Source organism: Mycolicibacterium madagascariense (genome assembly GCF_010729665.1).
GTDB classification, from domain to species: domain Bacteria; phylum Actinomycetota; class Actinomycetes; order Mycobacteriales; family Mycobacteriaceae; genus Mycobacterium; species Mycobacterium madagascariense.
Genome location: NZ_AP022610.1, coordinates 3,349,997 through 3,367,218, shown reverse-complemented (window position 1 = coordinate 3,367,218; position 17,222 = coordinate 3,349,997). Strand labels below are relative to the sequence as shown.

Annotated in this window: 16 protein-coding genes; 7 read left to right on the top strand and 9 right to left on the bottom strand. The window is 62.3% G+C overall.

Annotated elements, in window-relative coordinates:
* The first annotated feature begins 345 nt into the window (after positions 1-345).
* The gene (locus G6N60_RS15790; protein WP_246240734.1) at positions 346-951 is read left to right on the top strand and encodes a TetR/AcrR family transcriptional regulator; all 606 of its coding nucleotides are present in this window, start codon (positions 346-348) and stop codon (positions 949-951) included.
* Between the two features lie 184 nt (positions 952-1,135).
* A complete protein-coding gene (locus tag G6N60_RS15785; protein ID WP_197746945.1) occupies positions 1,136-1,609 on the top strand; it encodes an acyl-CoA thioesterase in 474 nt (157 codons plus the stop codon).
* A gap of 783 nt (positions 1,610-2,392) precedes the next feature.
* Here the strand turns inward: G6N60_RS15785 and G6N60_RS15780 are convergent.
* From G6N60_RS15780 to G6N60_RS15745, 8 genes are all read right to left on the bottom strand, one after another.
* On the bottom strand, positions 2,393-3,553 hold the full coding sequence (locus tag G6N60_RS15780; protein ID WP_163739012.1) for an MFS transporter: 1,161 nt from the start codon (positions 3,551-3,553) through the stop codon (positions 2,393-2,395).
* A gap of 98 nt (positions 3,554-3,651) precedes the next feature.
* Entirely contained in the window at positions 3,652-4,434 is a 783-nt protein-coding gene (locus G6N60_RS15775; RefSeq protein ID WP_197746944.1) for a D-glutamate cyclase family protein, read from the bottom strand.
* 17 nt (positions 4,435-4,451) lie between these two features.
* Positions 4,452-4,994 (bottom strand): flavin reductase family protein, encoded by a 543-nt coding sequence (locus tag G6N60_RS15770; RefSeq protein ID WP_163739009.1) that lies wholly within the window; start codon positions 4,992-4,994, stop codon positions 4,452-4,454.
* On the bottom strand, positions 4,991-5,269 hold the full coding sequence (locus G6N60_RS29035) for a PLD nuclease N-terminal domain-containing protein (protein ID WP_163739006.1): 279 nt from the start codon (positions 5,267-5,269) through the stop codon (positions 4,991-4,993). The genes G6N60_RS15770 and G6N60_RS29035 overlap by 4 nt, the downstream gene beginning before the upstream one ends.
* A 78-nt stretch (positions 5,270-5,347) precedes the next feature.
* Positions 5,348-7,207 carry an asparagine synthase (glutamine-hydrolyzing) gene (asnB, locus tag G6N60_RS15760; protein WP_163739002.1) on the bottom strand — a complete coding sequence of 620 codons (1,860 nt, stop codon included), beginning with the start codon at positions 7,205-7,207 and terminating at the stop codon, positions 5,348-5,350.
* The gene (locus G6N60_RS15755; RefSeq protein ID WP_163739000.1) at positions 7,195-8,697 is read right to left on the bottom strand and encodes a 4-hydroxyphenylacetate 3-hydroxylase family protein; all 1,503 of its coding nucleotides are present in this window, start codon (positions 8,695-8,697) and stop codon (positions 7,195-7,197) included. Before G6N60_RS15755 ends, asnB begins: the two co-directional genes overlap by 13 nt.
* Before the next feature lie 8 nt (positions 8,698-8,705).
* On the bottom strand, positions 8,706-9,776 hold the full coding sequence (locus G6N60_RS15750; protein WP_163738998.1) for a PLP-dependent cysteine synthase family protein: 1,071 nt from the start codon (positions 9,774-9,776) through the stop codon (positions 8,706-8,708).
* Positions 9,773-10,990 (bottom strand): M24 family metallopeptidase, encoded by a 1,218-nt coding sequence (locus G6N60_RS15745; RefSeq protein WP_163738994.1) that lies wholly within the window; start codon positions 10,988-10,990, stop codon positions 9,773-9,775. Before G6N60_RS15745 ends, G6N60_RS15750 begins: the two co-directional genes overlap by 4 nt.
* Before the next feature lie 96 nt (positions 10,991-11,086).
* Here G6N60_RS15745 and G6N60_RS15740 point away from each other — a divergent pair, with 96 nt between their 5' ends.
* Positions 11,087-12,022: a LysR family transcriptional regulator gene (locus tag G6N60_RS15740; protein ID WP_163738992.1), complete on the top strand. Its 936-nt coding sequence runs from the start codon at positions 11,087-11,089 to the stop codon at positions 12,020-12,022.
* A gap of 535 nt (positions 12,023-12,557) precedes the next feature.
* On the opposite strand, the gene G6N60_RS15735 is transcribed toward G6N60_RS15740, so the two are convergent.
* Positions 12,558-13,451 (bottom strand): MerR family transcriptional regulator, encoded by an 894-nt coding sequence (locus G6N60_RS15735; RefSeq protein ID WP_163738989.1) that lies wholly within the window; start codon positions 13,449-13,451, stop codon positions 12,558-12,560.
* Positions 13,452-13,803: 352 nt separating this feature from the next.
* On the opposite strand from G6N60_RS15735, the gene G6N60_RS15730 reads away from it, so the two are divergent.
* From G6N60_RS15730 to G6N60_RS15715, 4 genes are read left to right on the top strand one after another with little or no spacing between them, the layout of a single operon-like run.
* The gene (locus tag G6N60_RS15730; RefSeq protein ID WP_163738986.1) at positions 13,804-15,270 is read left to right on the top strand and encodes a YHS domain-containing protein; all 1,467 of its coding nucleotides are present in this window, start codon (positions 13,804-13,806) and stop codon (positions 15,268-15,270) included.
* Between the two features lie 37 nt (positions 15,271-15,307).
* Entirely contained in the window at positions 15,308-16,543 is a 1,236-nt protein-coding gene (locus tag G6N60_RS15725) for a ferritin family protein (protein ID WP_163738981.1), read from the top strand.
* On the top strand, positions 16,540-16,857 hold the full coding sequence (locus G6N60_RS15720) for an MmoB/DmpM family protein (RefSeq protein WP_163738978.1): 318 nt from the start codon (positions 16,540-16,542) through the stop codon (positions 16,855-16,857). Before G6N60_RS15725 ends, G6N60_RS15720 begins: the two co-directional genes overlap by 4 nt.
* Complete coding sequence (locus tag G6N60_RS15715) at positions 16,841-17,215, top strand: (2Fe-2S) ferredoxin domain-containing protein (RefSeq protein WP_163738975.1); 375 nt, start codon at positions 16,841-16,843, stop codon at positions 17,213-17,215. The genes G6N60_RS15720 and G6N60_RS15715 overlap by 17 nt, the downstream gene beginning before the upstream one ends.
* Positions 17,216-17,222: the final 7 nt, after the last annotated feature.

Here is a 17,222-nt window from a genome sequence, read left to right as displayed (position 1 = left end):
GGTCCAGTGGACCCCCAGCCCGGTTCCGGCGGTGGTCGTTCGTACCGTCATGCGACCGGCTCTGCGAAGCCGTGGACGGGCCGCTCGACCGACTGTTGCGCACTCGCTATGGAATGTCAATTCCACATTTGGAAGTGAGCGGCGCCGATGGGGATGTCCGGCCCGACGCGTCGCGTCGAAGAGCCTACAGGCACTGTGAGCTGCATCTATGCTCCGAACATACGCGTTGCCCTGCGGCAGCGGGTATGTATCGGCGCCGGTGCGTACCCGTGGGTATGGAATCACCATTCCACCGAACCGCAGTCTGTTTGGAATGTCAATACCAGAATCAGCTACGATCGCGGAGTGATCACGCGCAAGGGGCAGGCCACGCGCGACCGCATCGTGGTCGCCGCCGCGGGCCTGATGTATCAGCAGGGGGTGGCGGGTACCAGTGCCGAGGACCTGCAGGCCGCCGCCGGGGTGAGCGCATCGCAGATCTACCACTACTTCGGGGACAAGCACGCCCTCACCTGCGCAGTCATCAAGCACTGGAGCGACACGATCGTCGGGTTTCACGAACCCCTGCTGGCGCGCCTCGATGACATCGACGCGTTGCGAAGCTGGGCCGACGTCATCGTGGAAACGGCGCGCGCCAACGACTTTCGGGGCGGCTGTCCATTGGGATCGTTGGCCAACGAGCTCGCCGACTGTGACGAGGTGGCTCGAGACGACGTCGTGGTGGGCTATCGCCGCTGGCGGGGAGCCATCCGGGACGGCTTGTTCGCGATGAAGATTCGCGGCGCACTCATCGAGGGCGCCGACGTCGATCGGTTGGCCTTGGCGCTGCTGACCGCCCTGCAGGGCGGCCTGTTGGTGTCCAAGGCGTTGCGCGACGCCGAGCCCCTATCGACCGGATTGCACACCACCATCGATCACATTGCCTCCTTCGCCACTCCGGACACCGCCTAGCCCTGGCGCGTCTCGCTGTCCATGTGTCTTTGTCTCACAGGGCAATCGAGTCATCATCTCGGTCCACGGGGAGTGACTCGAGAAGGAATCCAGGTCATTAGAGTTTCAGAGATGGCTGTCGTCGAAACGCCACCCCAGCCATCCGGGATGGGCCGATCGGCATCCCCGATGGCTCGGGCTCGGTTTGTCGAACCCGGTGTCGACAGGTGATCATGTCGGGATGCGCGATGGCGACATCAGTCTGGGCGACTTTCCGGGGCGAGCCCTCGACAAGATCCGGTACAGCGACACTGATCGGCAGGGCCACGTCAACAACGCCGTCTTCGCCACCTTCTTCGAGACCGGACGGGTCGAGTTGCTCCATCTTGCTCAGCGCCCAGTGGCAGACGACGGATGTTCTTTCGTCATCGCCCATCTCGGTGTCGACTTTCGGGCCGAAATTCTGTGGCCGGGCGACGTCGCCATCGGTACCCGAGTGGCCAAGGTGGGCTCGAGCTCGATCCGGCTGAGGCAAGCGCTCTTCCAGGGCGACAGGTGCACCGCGACGGCGGAGACCGTCATCGTCCACGTCGACACGACGACGAAGAAGTCCCGCCAATTGTCAGGCGACGCAATCGATTACCTCACGGGCCTCATGGGCTCCTCGGACGACGTCTGACAAACGCCACCGACGCGCCGCGAGCTCGTCCTATGGTGTTGGTCATGGCCGTGTTCGAGGGCTGAGCACACAAGCGTCCGTAATAAGACCATTGGTGTCGGCACACGTCTGGCGGGACACGCGCAGTTTCTTGATCAATAACGTTGCGATGCCGCTTACTACGCTCGTTTTTTAGACCTGCGGTCCGCCTCAAGTCGGAAGTGCCGTCCTGCGGTTACCAAAGCGCGCTGTCAGACTAGACACGTATGGACACGACCCACTCGACACGGCTGGGCACTCATCCGGTCAACAAAGGAACGGCCACTACGACGGTTGCGGCTGCCGCTTCACCCTGCCCGCTTGAAAAAGCTCTTCCCTGCCAGAAGCCGCTCGGAAACTACTGCTCAGTTTCGGCCGTCACAGACAACAAACAGTGTCTCTCATGGGATAGGGATACGGCGTCGAGAACGACCGAAGCGGAGAGAGATCGCTTGGCAGAGGCTCGTTCTCGATGTCTTTGGGCTCTTGCCACTTATCCGCGTCGGGGCCGTTAGTCGGGTTCGGCTACACAGTTGAAGGGCAGGGCCGGCGCAGGAGTGATTCCCGGCGCTAAGATCATGAACTGTGGCTTGAGGGGAGCGGTGGCGGCTGGTGTCGAGCGGGAAGCTGGTCAGTCTTCGGTACTGGGACAGCATCACGGGTGGCTTCTTCAGTACCATCCGCCGCCACATCGCAGGCCAGGGTCGACCCGTCTTCAGCAGTTCACGGATGCGGCTGGGAAAGTCGGCATTACTTGGAAACATTCTAAGGGCAAGCAACCTCGTCCGGTCCTCCGCGGGCCTGGACGAGCGAAATCCCGATCAGACTTGCCGCCGATGCGACGGCACCGACCAGCGTAGGCGCTAGTGGTCCTGCGCGATCAATCGCGATTCCACCGAGTAGTGCGCCAGCTGCGATGGCACAGTTAAACACCAAGACGTACAGCGAAGTGGTGGCCTCGCCGTGGCGGCGGCCGGCAACCCGCAGCACAAGGGTCTGCAACGCGACAGGCAGCGCTGAGTACGACGCCCCCCAGATCATCATCCCGAGGGCGGCCCACGCGGGGGAGTGACTCGGAATAAGGAGGAGGAGCAGCGTTGCCGTGACCGTAAGAGACAGACCTGTCAGGATTGGTCGAATCGCACGAAACCTGGTGAGCAGAGCCGCTGCGGCGAAGTTCCCGGCGACGCCAGCGATCCCGTAGCACAGCAAGAAGGCTCCAATCAGCCGCGCGTCAATGCCGCGGGCCTCACTGAGGAATGGTGCAATGTAGGTGTACGCGCTGTAGTTGCCGACGACAACGCAGGCGGTGATGATTAGGACGTTACCAACCGTTTTGGACCGTATTAGGGGCATGAGTTCGCCGAAGGTGAAGGCTTGTCGGGACGGGAGCGACGGAAGTACGAGTCGCAGGACGACGAAGGTGAGCGCGCACGCGCATGACAGGACCACAAAGGTCCAGCGCCAGCCCACCGCGTGCCCGATGAAAGCGCCGCACGGGACACCAAGCACAAGGGCGACCGAGATACCGGAGAAGACGGCTGCGGTAGCGCGTACCGCATCACGCGGGGCCACTAGCCGGATCGCGACACTGGCAACGATGGACCACAAAAGGCCGTGGATCAACCCACAGGTCAAGCGTGAACCCATGAAAAGGGCGTAGGTGCTCGACAGAGCAGAGAGGGCATTCCCCAGGGTAAACACGGCCAAGATGATCAGCAGCAGTGTCCGGCGGCCAACTCGGCCGGTAACGATCGCGGTGAAGGGTGCCAAAAGGCCAGCGAGAACGCCAAAGAGGCTGACGCTATATCCCGCCTGCCCGTCTGTGACGTGAAGATCATTCGCGATCTGCGGCAGCAGACCCATCGGTGTCATTTCGGTCGTCGTAACGGCGAAAACGGCTACCGCGACGATGACGACGGCCACCCAGTTCCTTGGCGGCGTCCGATCCATCGGGCCCGCGTGCTGGTAAGTGTTCTGTTCAGTCACCGCGACGCGACGGTTCCGTTGTCGACGTCGGTTCATCATGGCGTGACCTCGACGTCGGTGATGAACATGAACCCGCTTGAATGGGTTATGGCATAAGCAAGTTGGGCGTTCCGCAAGATATTTGTTGCCGTGACGCCGCACGCCCAGAACACTGGTACATCACCGGGGCTGAGAGCTACCGGGCTTCCCCAGTCCGGCCGGTTCAAGTCCATGATGCCAAGAGCCTCTGGACAGCCGACGGAGACGGGCGCTCCGTGCGCCTCCGGGTGGGCCGCGGTGAGCCGGACCGTCTCCGAGATGCGATTGTGCGGGATCGGACGCATCGTCACCACAAGTTCGCCGTGGAACCGTCCGGCCGGTACGCAACTACGATTGGTGCGGAACATAGGGGCGCCGTCTATGCGCTGCTCCTGGTGGCGCATGGGAATCCGCGCTTCGACGAGAACATGTTCGAAGGTGTAACTGCAGCCAAGCAGAAAAGAACACATGTGGTCATCGACAACGTCGCAAACATCGGTCCGAACCTCCGTTCGAACGCCGTCTCGGTGCACCTCGTAGCGACCAACGTCAGTTCGTAAATCCGATCCAGGGGCAGTCAACACAGGCTCCCACTGACCAGGGGCGGTGACTTCAAGGACGGGGCAAGCCGCAGCGTTCTGGACGCAGAACCTCAGGAAGTCGAACGCATCGGTGTTGGGGAGCATTATCACGTTCGCCTGGACGTAACCGCGACACATGCCCGAGGTGTTGCGGTTCAGGCGATTCAACCGGTTTAGTTCACGGACAGTTCGCGGTACTGCGTCGGTCAGGGAATTCATGTCAGGGCTCACTGAAGTCACCGCTCGAGAAGCCGGTGGTAGCGCCGCTGCCCGTACACAAGCGGAGAGGCGACGTCGCCGATCTCGACGGACGTGACATGGCCAAACACCACCGTGTGTGTTCCCACGACTGATGTTGACAAGAGACGACACTCGGCCATTGCCGCCGAATCTTCGTGCAGCCACGGCTGGCCGAGCTTAGGAGAAGGCCTGGCCGCGTCGTCCGCAACTCGTCTCGAGGCTGAGGAGCCAAACAGTGCCGCTGTTTGCGCCGCCCGATTATGCAGGACGTTGACGGCAAACCGCGTGCCCGTCAGAATTGCTTGCAGTGTGCTGCTAGATGACCTCAGACACGCCAACAGCGTTGGTGGCTCCAGGGTTACGCTGGTCAGCGATGTGCAGGTCATGCCCCGGAGTGACCCATCGTCATCAGTAACCGTGATCACTGCGACACCCGTAAAGAAGAAGCGCATTAGGTTGCGAAGTTCGTCGGCAGAGCTATGTTCGGCGTCCTGAAACGGGTCGGCGTCGTCGGCATACGGGGATGACGGCTGAGTCACGTATTCCACCATGGTCGTGGGGCATTGGAGCCCGTCCGAGCTTGGTCCACGACGCAGATGAGTGGGTCGGAGCGGAGCCTTCGACCGGGTGCCTTCGAATCAGCGTGCGTAGGGCGGCCGCGCAGTAGCCAGGCCAGCGCACCGATAACCGGGATCAGCATGACGGTGCCAATCCACCTGTCCTTCGTCTCGGGTCGCAACCGGAAATCGAAAGCTATTACGTCGCTGATTGCCCATACCCATATGACTGCCGTCACACCCGCCAGGATCACCATTTGGTCACCTCGTCTTGTGCATCAATTGTGGCGCAGGGTTCTTCAGTCATTGTTTTCCGTTGCCGAAGTTACGAGCACTCATGTCATGACGATCATGGGGCTATAGAGGTCGATCCAAGTCGCTAGATCTAGCGTCCGTTCTAGATCGCGACGTGATGCCTGATCGCTTTGCGGGAACTCGGTTTTGACGGCGACCCGCAGTAGTTCGGCGTCGATCAAGTCGAACACCGGGTGGTTCGGACTCGCCAGCAGATCGGCGCACTGGGCGCGAAGCGCTGCTGCGTACCCAGGATCCTGCGGTGTCGGAAATGGCGCCTTAGTGCGATTGATGACCGACAGCGGCAGCACGTCGGCCGCAGCGGCCCGCAACAACGATTTCTCCCGACCGTCGAAAGTCTTAAGTGCCCAAGGTGTGTTGTAGACGTACTCGACGAGTCGGTGATCGCAGAACGGTACTCGGACCTCCAAACCGAATGCCATGGAGATGCGGTCTTTGCGGTCCAGCCAGATTCGTACAAATCTGGTCAGGTGGAGATAACTGATCTTGCGCATCTGCCACTCCATGTCGCTTTCACCGGGCAGGCGCTGAATGTCTCGAACGGCGTCAAGATAGGTGTCTTGAACATAGGTGGTTAGATCGAGGGCCGCTTCGAACGCCGGCGTGAGAAGGCTCTGTTCGTATGGCCGTTCCGCAGCTCGGCCAAAGAATTGATGTCCGTTCGCCAACCATGGAAACGTCTGACCTTTTCGTGCGTGCGGGTCGAAGAACTGTCGGTATCCACCGAACAACTCGTCTGCGGATTCACCGGTCATTGCGACCGTCGCGTGCCGTTTGATCTCTTTTAGCAGCAGGTATAGGGATTGGTCGAGATCTCCCAAGCCTGAAGGGAAGTCACGTGCTCGGATCGACGCGGCCCGTATTGCAGGATCAGCAATTTCCAGCGAGCTGAGGACAATGTCCCGGTGGTTGGTACGTGCCTTGGTGGCTACGTCGTGGACGAATGGGGTGTCAGGGGTGCTTCGAAGCCCGTCCGGAACGAAGTTGTCCGTCAGCCCGACGAAGTCCACGGAGAAGCTGCGCACCTTCTTGCCGCGTTCGGCGGCCTGTGCAGCCGCGATTGCCGTCATCGCCGAGGAATCGAGCCCGCCGGACAGCAGCGTGCAGGTCGGCACGTCGGCGACCAGTTGCCTACGCACGATGTCGTCGAGCAGGTCGCGCACGTGAGCGACGGTGCGCTCCTGGTCATCGGTGTGCTCGGCGGTTTGCAATGACCAGTACACATGACTACGAATTCCACTGCGGTCAACGGTGACGATCGTTCCCGGCTTTACTTCGACCATCCCGTCCCAGATGGCGTGACCGGGTGTCTTGATGAACGCGAAGAGCTCGCGCATCCCCTCCAGCGTGACGGTATGGGACGCAGCCGGGTTGGCGAGAATGGCTTTGGGCTCGGAACCGAACAACACCCCGTCGGAGGTCGGGGAGTAGTAGAACGGTTTGACGCCCATGCGATCACGGATCATCACCAAGGCGTCACGTCGGCCATCCCAGATTGCGAAGGCGTACATGCCGTTCAAGCGGTCTGCGACGGCGGGACCCCATTCCAGGTAGCCCGCCAAGACGACCTCGGTGTCACAGTGTGAATGGAACCGGTGGCCACGTGACGCTAGCTCGGCGCGAAGTTCTTGGAAGTTGTAGGCCTCACCGGAGTAAACCAGCGCGACGTCGCCGTCGGCTGTAGCGGTGATCATCGGCTGGGCGCCACCCGGTATGTCCATGACGGCGAGACGGCGATGGCCGAGGGCGACGTGCGTATCGAGGTAGATACCGGCCCCATCGGGGCCCCGGCGATCCAACGCCTGTGTCATGGCCGTGATGGTCGGTCGATGCGGATGCAAATCTCGTCCGTAGGAAACCCATCCTGTTATTCCACACATGCGGTAGTGAACTCCTTATCTTTCCGAGAGCCGGCGGCGGTAGGGCCGGCTGTGGCATCGGCCGTGCGCAAGGCCCGACGGACTGTGTCCTTCACCCCAGTGGTGTCAAACTGCCTGTACTGAGTCGCGGCGAGCTGCACCGGATCGCCCGCCAGGTTGCGCTCGTAGAGCGCTTGCCGCTGGCCGTGGGAATCACCGGTGGCGTCCCACGCGAGCTTGAGCAGTCCGATCCGCTCGTACCCATCCCCATAGGTGCCGAAGAACCGAGTCGGTGAAAGATGCGCAGCAGCGCGCAAGTCGTTCTGTGCTGGAGTCGCCAGAAGACTTCCCCCACCTAGGATTTGAATAACCTCAATCATGCGCGAACACGCCTTGGGAAAGTGATAGCGAATTGCGCGCACGGCGTTGATCGAGGGAGTCATCGTGCCCCACCGCGACATCGTGGCCTCGTCTTCGACACGACGCACCGCACCGCGGTAGATTTCTAGCAGCGACAGTATCTCGCCGAGCATCTCCTGGACGTGCAAGTAGGTCGACGTGTTGGCCGACTCAGCAAGCTCAACGGCTATTCCACAAAGCAATTCAGCCTTGGCGAGGCCCCGAATGACGCCTTGGTGACCGGTGTGGTGCTGAGCAGTCGTCTGGCTATATAGGCCGTTGGCCTTCTCGACGCTCCCCAGCAGGAAGACCCGTTCCCACGGTACGGTGACGCCGTCGAAGACGACCATCGCGTCGATTTCGTCGAAACGAGCCAGTGGGTGGTCGAACGTGTTGCGGCCTAATGGATCTCCGAAAGCTTCCCGGCACACGATGCTAACGCCCGCATGATTGGCGGGAATCGCGAAGGCAGCGGTGTACGCCTCATCCCCGGGTTGGTAGCCAGGCATTGGGAAGACCAGGATCTCATCGGCGATGGGTGTGAGGGTCGCAATCATCTTCGCGCCATGGACTACGACGCCTGCGGCGTTCTGATCGACCACCTTGAGATGAGCAGTCGAATCGGACTGCGCCGCGCTCCCCTTGGACCGGTCGGTTTGGGGGTTGATTGAGGCGTGGGTGACGAATGCATCATTGAGCTGACACCACCGGTGGTAGGAACGAATATTGTCGCGGAAGCGCGGGTCGACGGCACCGAAATAATCCGCTGCTGAGGAAAACGCGGTCAACATGACGTTGACAAAATCCGGCGCCCGGCCCATCAGGCCAAATGTCTCTGCTGCGGCAACGCGGAAGGCTGTCCCGCGCTGTGCAAGGTCATCTGCGGAACGCGGTGGGCACATGGACTTCGGAATGATCTCGCCATTCGCCGCCCTCGTCAGAATTTCGGCGAATCCTGGAATGTCCTGCAGGTCGTAGAGGGCGGCGATGGTGTCTACTGGACCAGCCAGCGCAGGGTGGGTAGCGACGTCGTCGACCCTGCGCCCGCCCATCCAAACGCAGCGGCCGTCCTTGAGCCCACCTCGATACTGGTTTCCGTTGCGGATTGCCAATGCTCCTCCTAGGGCGCGAAATTGGTTCGTGAGATCGTCGACGCGGACGTTTCAAATAGCATCGGCTGATGAGTGGGTGTGATAGCGGCTCGGACCAGGCCACTGGGGTCGCAAAGCGCTGAGTCATCAAGTACCTGTCCCAGGCCGTGACGACGCAACCAGTCCGTGTCGAAGGATTCGCCGAGGTAGTTGACCCCGTCGTCGGCGGCGACTACCAGGACTCGATGGCCCGGGTGGTGGTGTGCGTAGTGGAGCGCGGCGAAGATTGCGGCGCCCGAAGACTCCCCGACGTAGATCCCCTCATGGCGTACGAGTACCCGACTGGTGGCAATCCCCTCGTGGTCGGCGATTGGGTGGAACCGATCTATTAACGAGTGGTCGAGATTGTTTGGCTTCCAGGCCAATCCGATACCCCGCATCTTGTAGGTAGAGAAGGGGTGTCCGAACGTCGAGGACCCGATGGCATCCACCGCCACCGTGACGAGCTGGGGCAGGTGTTGTTTAAGGGTGCGTGACAGGCCGGTGACATGACCGCCGGTGCTTACCGTCGCCACCAACGCATCGACGAAGTCCAGGTCAGCAAGAATCTCGGTAGCGGTGACAGACGCATGTGCGCGCGGATTATCGGGATTATTGTACTGATCGGGCCAGAACAGGCTGGGATCCTCCGCGCACAAGGCTTTGACCCGCTCGATGCGTGGGCCCTGGTAACCGCCGTGTTGGTCCGGAATAGTGACGAAGTCGAGCGTGGCTCCCAACCCGGCGGCAAATTGCAGCACCGATCGCGGAACCTTCGGGTCGACGACGAGCACGACTCGGTATCCGCGGACGGCCCCGATGAGGGCAAGCGCCTTGCCCAAGTTACCCGACGTCGACTCGATGATCGTGCCGCCGGGTAACAGGCGACCGTCACGCTCGGCTTGCTCGACCATGAAGAGCGCCGAGCGATCCTTGATGCTTCGACCGGGGTTATAAGCCTCCAGCTTGACCAAGATCTCAGAACGATTCTCGACCTTCAGCCGGCGTAGACGAACGATCGGTGTCTCACCGATCAGACTCAGGACGTCGTCGTGAATCACCTTCCTACCGTCTCCAACGCGCGCGACATCGTGGTCAACAGCCTGTTGCCCGATGCACTTACCACGAACGGATCCTCGACATGCACCGCCCCAAAACCGAACTCGTAGTAGGGAGTTTCGATGTTGACGACTGTCCCCTCCTCGATGACGTCGTCGCTCGACGGTGTGATCAATACGTCGTCATAGACCTCCACACCAATCCCGTGTCCAACATGATGACGCTGGTAATGCGGTACGCCGCATTCGCGTACGGCTTCAACAGTCAGATCAAACAGCTGCCGACCCGTCATTCCGGGCCGTGCCGCCTCGATAGCGCGCTGCTCACCAGCGAGCATCGCGTCGTAGTAGGCGGCGACCTTCGCGTCGGGTTCTCCTAAGCAGAACACGCGCGCGACGTCGTACCAGTAACCGTCGACCACGCCACCAACGTCGAACCAGATTGCTTGACCGCTCTTTAGAGGCAAGTCCGTCGGTTGGGTTTGGCCACCCACGCCAGCGCGGCCGATTTTGATCAAGGTGAACTTGGGGCGCGCGCCCAAAGAAACGACGGACCTCTCGAATTCGCGGACGAGGTCCCTCTCAGTGATGCCGGGCCTGGCAATACCGATCGCCGCGGCGATGCCATGCTCGGCTACCGCTGCGGAAGCCGCAATAGCGTCTTGCTCGCCAGCCGTCTTGACCTTGCGGACCGCGCGCAACAGCGGCCCGGCGTCCCGAGTCGAATCCCTCGGACGGGTTTCAGCGAAGGCATCGAGGAACGCGGGGTTCACGCCGGTCTCGTCGATCGCGACCCGGCCGGAGTCGACGCCGAGCAACTTTAGGGCTTGCGTGAGTGCCTCCAGGGGTGTCGCGGAGGAGACGTCCTCGACCGACACCTTCCTAAGGCGTAGCTCGTCTTCGGTCATGGGTTCGTCACGGGATTCTCGACTGAACGGTCCGTAGGCCAAGGCGCCAGCCAACGGCCAAGGCGCGTCAAGAAACTGATCGACCTCACACCGCGAGCTGATGAAGAAGGGCGCACCGGGCTGATCGCGCGCCACGACGGCGAAGCAATGCCCGGTGTGGGGGAACATCTCAAGTGCAACGGAGTTGATCCCTGTCAGGTACCGCACGTTCTCGAGACTTGTCGACACGACCACGTCGACCCCGCGCAAATCCATTTGGATTGCCAAACGAGCTGCGTTGTAACGTGTTTCGATTGTTCGGTCGACCATCGGCGTTGCTCCCTCTTCGTTCGGCGCACCAACCTTCCCGCCCGAGCCTTGCTTGCACAAGCGACGTTTTGTTGGGTATCTGTTTAGAGTTCACTAATGGATGTCGAGCGCCTGCGCCTGTTGCGAGACTTCGGCGAACGGGGCACCGTCCAGGCAACGGCCGACGCACTATCGATGACGTCCTCGGCAGTGTCCCAACAACTCAAGCGCCTGCAAAAAGAGGCTGGGGTCGACCTTCTCGAGCCTTACGGACGGCGGGTGCGTCTCACCGAGGCTGGCCGTGCGCTCCTCGCCTGCGCGGACGAAGTGCTCGCGGCACTGGATCACGCCGAGGCCGAGATGGACGCCTTCCGCACCACGCCTCGCGGCGCCGTGCGCGTCGCGATGGTGCCGTCAGCCGCGTCGATGCTGCTGCCGGCACTCATCGTGGATGCGGCAGCAGTCGGCGTCGATGTCATCGCGCGCGACGTCGATCAGCCAACCGGCAAGGCTCCTGAGCTGCTAGCCGATCACGACGTGGTCGTCGTTGATCGCGACGACCGTGACACCTCGAACTGGGGCCCCAGAGTGAGAGTCGCCTTCCTGCTCCGCGAGCCACTTGACCTCGTCTTGCGGAAGGACCATCACCTCGCCGGCGCCGAATCCATCGCTCTACACGAGCTAGCCCACTGCCCATGGATCAGCGTGGAGATCGGACGCATGGGCGACGACGTCATGCGATCTCTCGCAGTCGTGTCCGGGGTACAACCGCGAATAGTCCAGCGGATCAACGATTTCCGTGTCGTCGAAGAGCTCGTCCTAGCGGGCGTTGGCATCGCTTTGCTACCCCGGCACGCATCGACGATCGACGATCTCATTCGCAGACCCGTCAATGGCATCAACGTCGCTCGACGCGTCGACGCGATAACTCGCATCAGCGCCGAAAGGCGCCCCGCCGTCGCTGCCGTCCTGGACATACTCCGCCGTATATCTGCGCTGAAGGCACGCGTCAACGGTGGATTGCCCTCTAGAGCGAACGGCATGCACGGTTAGCCGACGACCGTTCGGAATTGCTGTCGACCGCTCTTAGATCCGGTGGCATTCACATAGCCTCAAGACCGACAGCCGCCGTCGTCGCAACTCGTCAGGACACGGGCGAGCGACGCGGCCTAGATGAAACCTTCTTGTGGCGGCCTAGGTCGGGTGACAATTCTTCGACCGAACTTCGTGGCACGGTTCGAGGGGGTAACCAGCGAAACAGTTGTTCGTCCGCGGTTAGGTGCTCAATTGTCCCTGCGGCAGCCCCGGAGTTGGCGGCATTGAGCCCGCGCTACGTCGCCATTCAGGAGCAGATACGCCGCTCGATCGCCGAGGACGCACCTCTCACCCGTCGTAATCAACTTCGTTGACTCCTGGGCACAACGACGCCTAAGCAGCGAGACCGCCGCACTTTTCGTCAAACGAAGTCATGACATCCCTTGCATGCTCCCTGTGGTTTGGATGCTTGGCACTCTTACGTCCAACTCGTCGCTAACCAGCGTCCAAAATCGCGACCACTTTCTGTTGCAGAGTGTCCGAAGCCGCTGCGTCAGAACGTTCGTGGGGTGTTTATCCAGAGCACCGTGGTGGGCCCGGGACCGTGCGGGTTGCCGAACTCATGGGCACGTTCACTGCGGAACGACATCGAATCGCCGGGATCGAGGAGGTAGTCGTCGCTGCCGTCGAGGCGTAGGTGGAGTTGCCCCGTCATGACGAACAAGAATTCCTCGCCCTCGTGGGAGATCGCACCATCGCTGCCGCAGCCGGGTTCGAAGGTGAACAGCAGGGGTTCCAAATTGCTGCCGGCGGTCGACATGTCCTCGATGCGCACACCCTTGTTGCTGTCGAGCACCCGGCGCGCATGCGCGCGGACCAACAGGTTGGGAGCCTCGTAGTCCTCGGTCATGAGGCCGAGCGCATTCGTGTCGAAGGCGGCGCCGATCTTCTGGAGCGAGGCGATGGAGGGCACCGCGGTGCCGCGTTCCACCGCGCTGATGTAGGACGCGCTGAGTCCGGTCATCGCGGCGACCTCGCGCAGTGTGAGTTTGCGGCCCTTGCGGAGGTCCCGAATGGTCTGGCCGGCCTGTCGGGAGTGCGCGGATTCCGTTGTCGGCGTTGAGCCGTGGCGCGTCGTCGGTCCGGGTTGGTCGAGGATGCGGCGCACACCCTCGGCATTGACGCCCCCGGCCATCAGGGACTGGATGCGCTGCATCCGCTCGATGTCGGCCGAGCTGTAGGTGCGGTAGCCCGATGCCGTGCGCGCCGGTTGGATGAGGTGCTGCTGTTCCCACTGGCGTAACTGCACGGCGCTGGCGCCGACGAGTTGGGCCGCCTGCTGGATGTAGAGGACTTGGCCGTGCCCGTTGGCCGGCGATTCGGGAGCTACTCGTCGAGGACGACGACGAGCACTCGACCCGTCGCCCTTGTTGATGGTCGTCGTCACGCCCGTCCCTCGTCGAGGCCTCTCAGCTTTCCAATGGGTGATGCCTAGGAGGATATCGTCGCGACGCCGCCCCGGGCGGTGCTTACCTCCTGTCTTGCCTGCGGTGTCGCGATGGCCGACGTCGCCCGTGACGTGTCGAAACGTCGAATTCAGCGGTATGCACCTCGCGGCCGGGATCGAAACACGCCCGTAACGAGCGTTCATTGCGCCGTAGCATCCGAGCTCTAACCTTCAGAAATTCCACAAACCTTGACTCGGCAGACGAAGACGGCAAACCTTCCAAGAAATTTGCAAGGTTAGGTCACAGTACGACGGACCGGCGACGGCTCCGCAACGACAGATTGGATGATCGATGAAGACCCGCGAGCAATATCAGCGACTGACTCACTCCCTGCACTGGGACCCCACCTACGTCGCCGAGGACGCCTACGTGCCGTCGGAATGGCGCACCGCCTGCACCATGCCCGACTGGAAGAAGTTCAACGACCCCTTTCAGATCCTGTTCGACGACTACATCCGCATCCAGGCCGAGAAGGAGGACAAGTTCCACGCCGTCCGCGACGCGGGCGCCCGTTTCGGCCACATCGGCCGCGTGGATCCCCGGTGGGTGGAGGCGATGAAGTCCTTCAACACCGCGCTGACCTACAGCGAGTACTACAACTACCGCGGACACGTCCGCATCGCGCGGTTCGCACCTGCCCCAGCCATCCGGATCGCGTCGATGGTTCAGGCGATGGACGAACGGCGGCATGCCGAGGAGGCGGTCTATCAGGCGAAGGACTACGTCAAGCACCACGAGAGCGGCTTCCTCCTCCCCAAGGATCGGCTGGCCTTCTTCGAAAGGCACTGGTACTTCCAGGGCGACCGGTCCTTCTTCGAAGACCTCATCACCACCGACCCCATCGAGGGAATCATCGGCACGAACCTGGTCTTCGAGACGGCGTTCACCAATCTCCTCTTCATCGCCGCGCCGGCCGCGGGCGTGGCCAACGGCGACTTCGGTTTCGGCCAAGCACATCTCACGATTCAAAGCGACGAGACGCGGCACATGGCTCTGGGCCAGTCCGTGGCTCGGGCACTCCTGCAGAACGACGATGCGAACCTCTCGCTGATCCAGGACTGGATGGACAAGTGGTTCTGGCGTTGTCACCGTCTGCTGCTGGCGGTCGTCGGGCCCGTGCTCGACTACTTCCCCAAGAACAAGCCGATCTCCTACAAGGAGGCCTTCCAGCGGTACGTCGTGGAGGACTTCATCCAGGGCTACGTCTCCGAGCTGTCGCAGTTCGGACTCAAGCCGCCGCGCCACCTCGATCAGGCGCTCGCCGAGATCGAGCATGGCTCCCATAGCATTTGGCGCGGTCTCTACGCCTCCCGCGACCAGTTGTGGTTCGACGTGCATCAGCCGACCGCCGAGGACCTGGCCTGGCTGCAGGACAAGTACCCCGCCTTCGAGCACGGCCACGCCCCGTTCTGGCGGACGGTGGCAGCCGGCGCGAACGTCGACGCCGACACGCTCCCGATGACGTGCGACGTCTGCAAGTTCCCCTGCACGTTCCCCGAACCGGCACACCCCGTGGCACTACCCGTGGACTACGACGGTCAGCGCTACTGGTTCTGCTCGGAGGGCTGCCAGTGGATCTTCGAACGCGAAGCCACCAAGTACGCACGAAACATCGAGCCCTCCCCGTTGCTGTTGGCGGACAAGGACCCCAGCTGGGTCGCCCAGTTCCTCAACATCACGCCCGACGGCACCCCACTGGGAGGCGTTCGCGCTCCCGACGGTTACTTCCCCGCGATGCGGGTCCCGGCCACCCTCTGACGTCTCGAATTCGTTACATCACAAGGAGATTCATACGATGCTCGTCTATTCACGGGTACTCGGCGAAGCGGCGCCGGAGGCGTTCGTGCTGAGCAACGACGACCCGACCGTGGCCGACCTGATGACACTGATCAGCGGCGCCCGCTCCGCACGGGGTCGCGTGCTGCAACTCGACGTCGACGGCGACGACGATACCCGGCTCGCCGACGTCGGCATCGACGACGGTGACCTGATCGAGGTGCGCCCCGTCGGTGAACCGCAGTTCGACACCGAACCATCCGTCAAACCGCCGCTCGACCTAGATGATACGAGCCCACCGACCGGACGCCGACTGAACGAGTACGAGGAGGTCACCCAGCTGTTGCAGTGGCACGGCCCCTACCACATCGACGGGGGGCGCCCGTCGCAGAAGGTATGGACCGATGACAGCACCGAATTGCGGTGCAGTGACTGGGAGTCCTACCGCACGCCCGACAAACTGTATTACCGCACCTACACCACACGTCAGGCCCGGGCCGGACGCAGCGTCGCCACGGCGTTCGACTTCGCTCAGGGTGACGGACAACTCGCGAACGTCGATCCGGCGCGAGTCGAGTTGTTGCGCAGGGTGGTTGGAGTGTTGCAGTACCCCGACTGGGGTCTGTGCGTGGCGCATCAGAACGCCACCCGCTTCGCGCTGTCGTCATGGATTGCCGGCGCCACCTCGTTCATGATGTTCGACGAACTGCGCCACGCCCAGCTGTACGGCCGCCTCGCACTGGCCTACGGCGAACACTTCGACGGCTTCGACGACCCGCGCCCCGACTGGATGGAGGAACCCCGCTTCCAACCCTGTCGCCGTCTCATCGAGGAGACGTTGACCAATCTGGACTGGGGCAAGACCATCGTCGTGGCCGACCTCGTCGTGGAGCCGCTGCTGACCAGCGCGGCGCACGCGCTGCTCACCACCGGCAGCCTGGCCGCCGGCGACGGACTGACTCCCTTCGTGTGCCGCTCGATCGAGGACGACAAACTGCGCCACCGCGAGAGCGCCGCGGCATTCCTGAAGATGGTCTGCGGTGACGCGGTGCATGGCGAGGCCAATCGCGACCTCATTCACACGTGGGTCGACGCCGTCCTGCCGCAGGCCCACGCGGCGGCGGTGCACGTCCTCGGTGACTTCGACGTCGAAAGCGCACTGGCCGAACCCGTGGCGTGGCTCACCGCCCAGTTCGCCGAGAACGGAATCGACGTCACTGCAATCGATTCGATGGAACAGGAGCTCACGGCATGACCGCACACGTCGCACGGTCGGTAGTCGGCATCGAGATGATGGGAGGTGAGGAATGCGACGCCATCGTCGCCGCGGTCTGCCAGGACGTTCCCGACGCCTCGGTGGTGCACATGCCGGGCATGGTGTTGCTCGACGTGCCCGACCGCATGGTCATCCACACGTCCGCGGTGTCCGAACACCTTGGACGGGACTGGGATAGCCGCGATCTCAACCAGGTCGTGTCGGCCTACCGGGGTTACTTCACCCGGTGGGACGACGAGCAAGTCGTGCTGAGTTGGGACGCCGAGGACCCGGGAGATGACGTCCGTGTTTGACGACGTCCGCTCCGAAGACCGCATCATCCACGTGTGCGTGAACGTCGACTGCGCCATGCGCGGGTCCGAAGCCATCCGAGATCGATTGCGCGACATCGTCGATGAAACCGGTTCCGACATCGAGGTCAACGACTACGTCTGCTTCGCCGCATGCGAGCAGGGCCCCAATCTGCTCATCGAGCACTGCCGGGCCTTCTACAGCGAGGTCGAACCCCAACACGCCGAGAGCATCGTCGCTCACGCCGAAGGGGGAGACGCCGTCGAGGGAATCGACCGCAGCAGCTCGTTTCTGGCGCGCAAGATCTTCAACATGCTCGATGCCGGGTTCAAACCCGGTGACTTGAGTCTGTCGGACTAGGACCTGC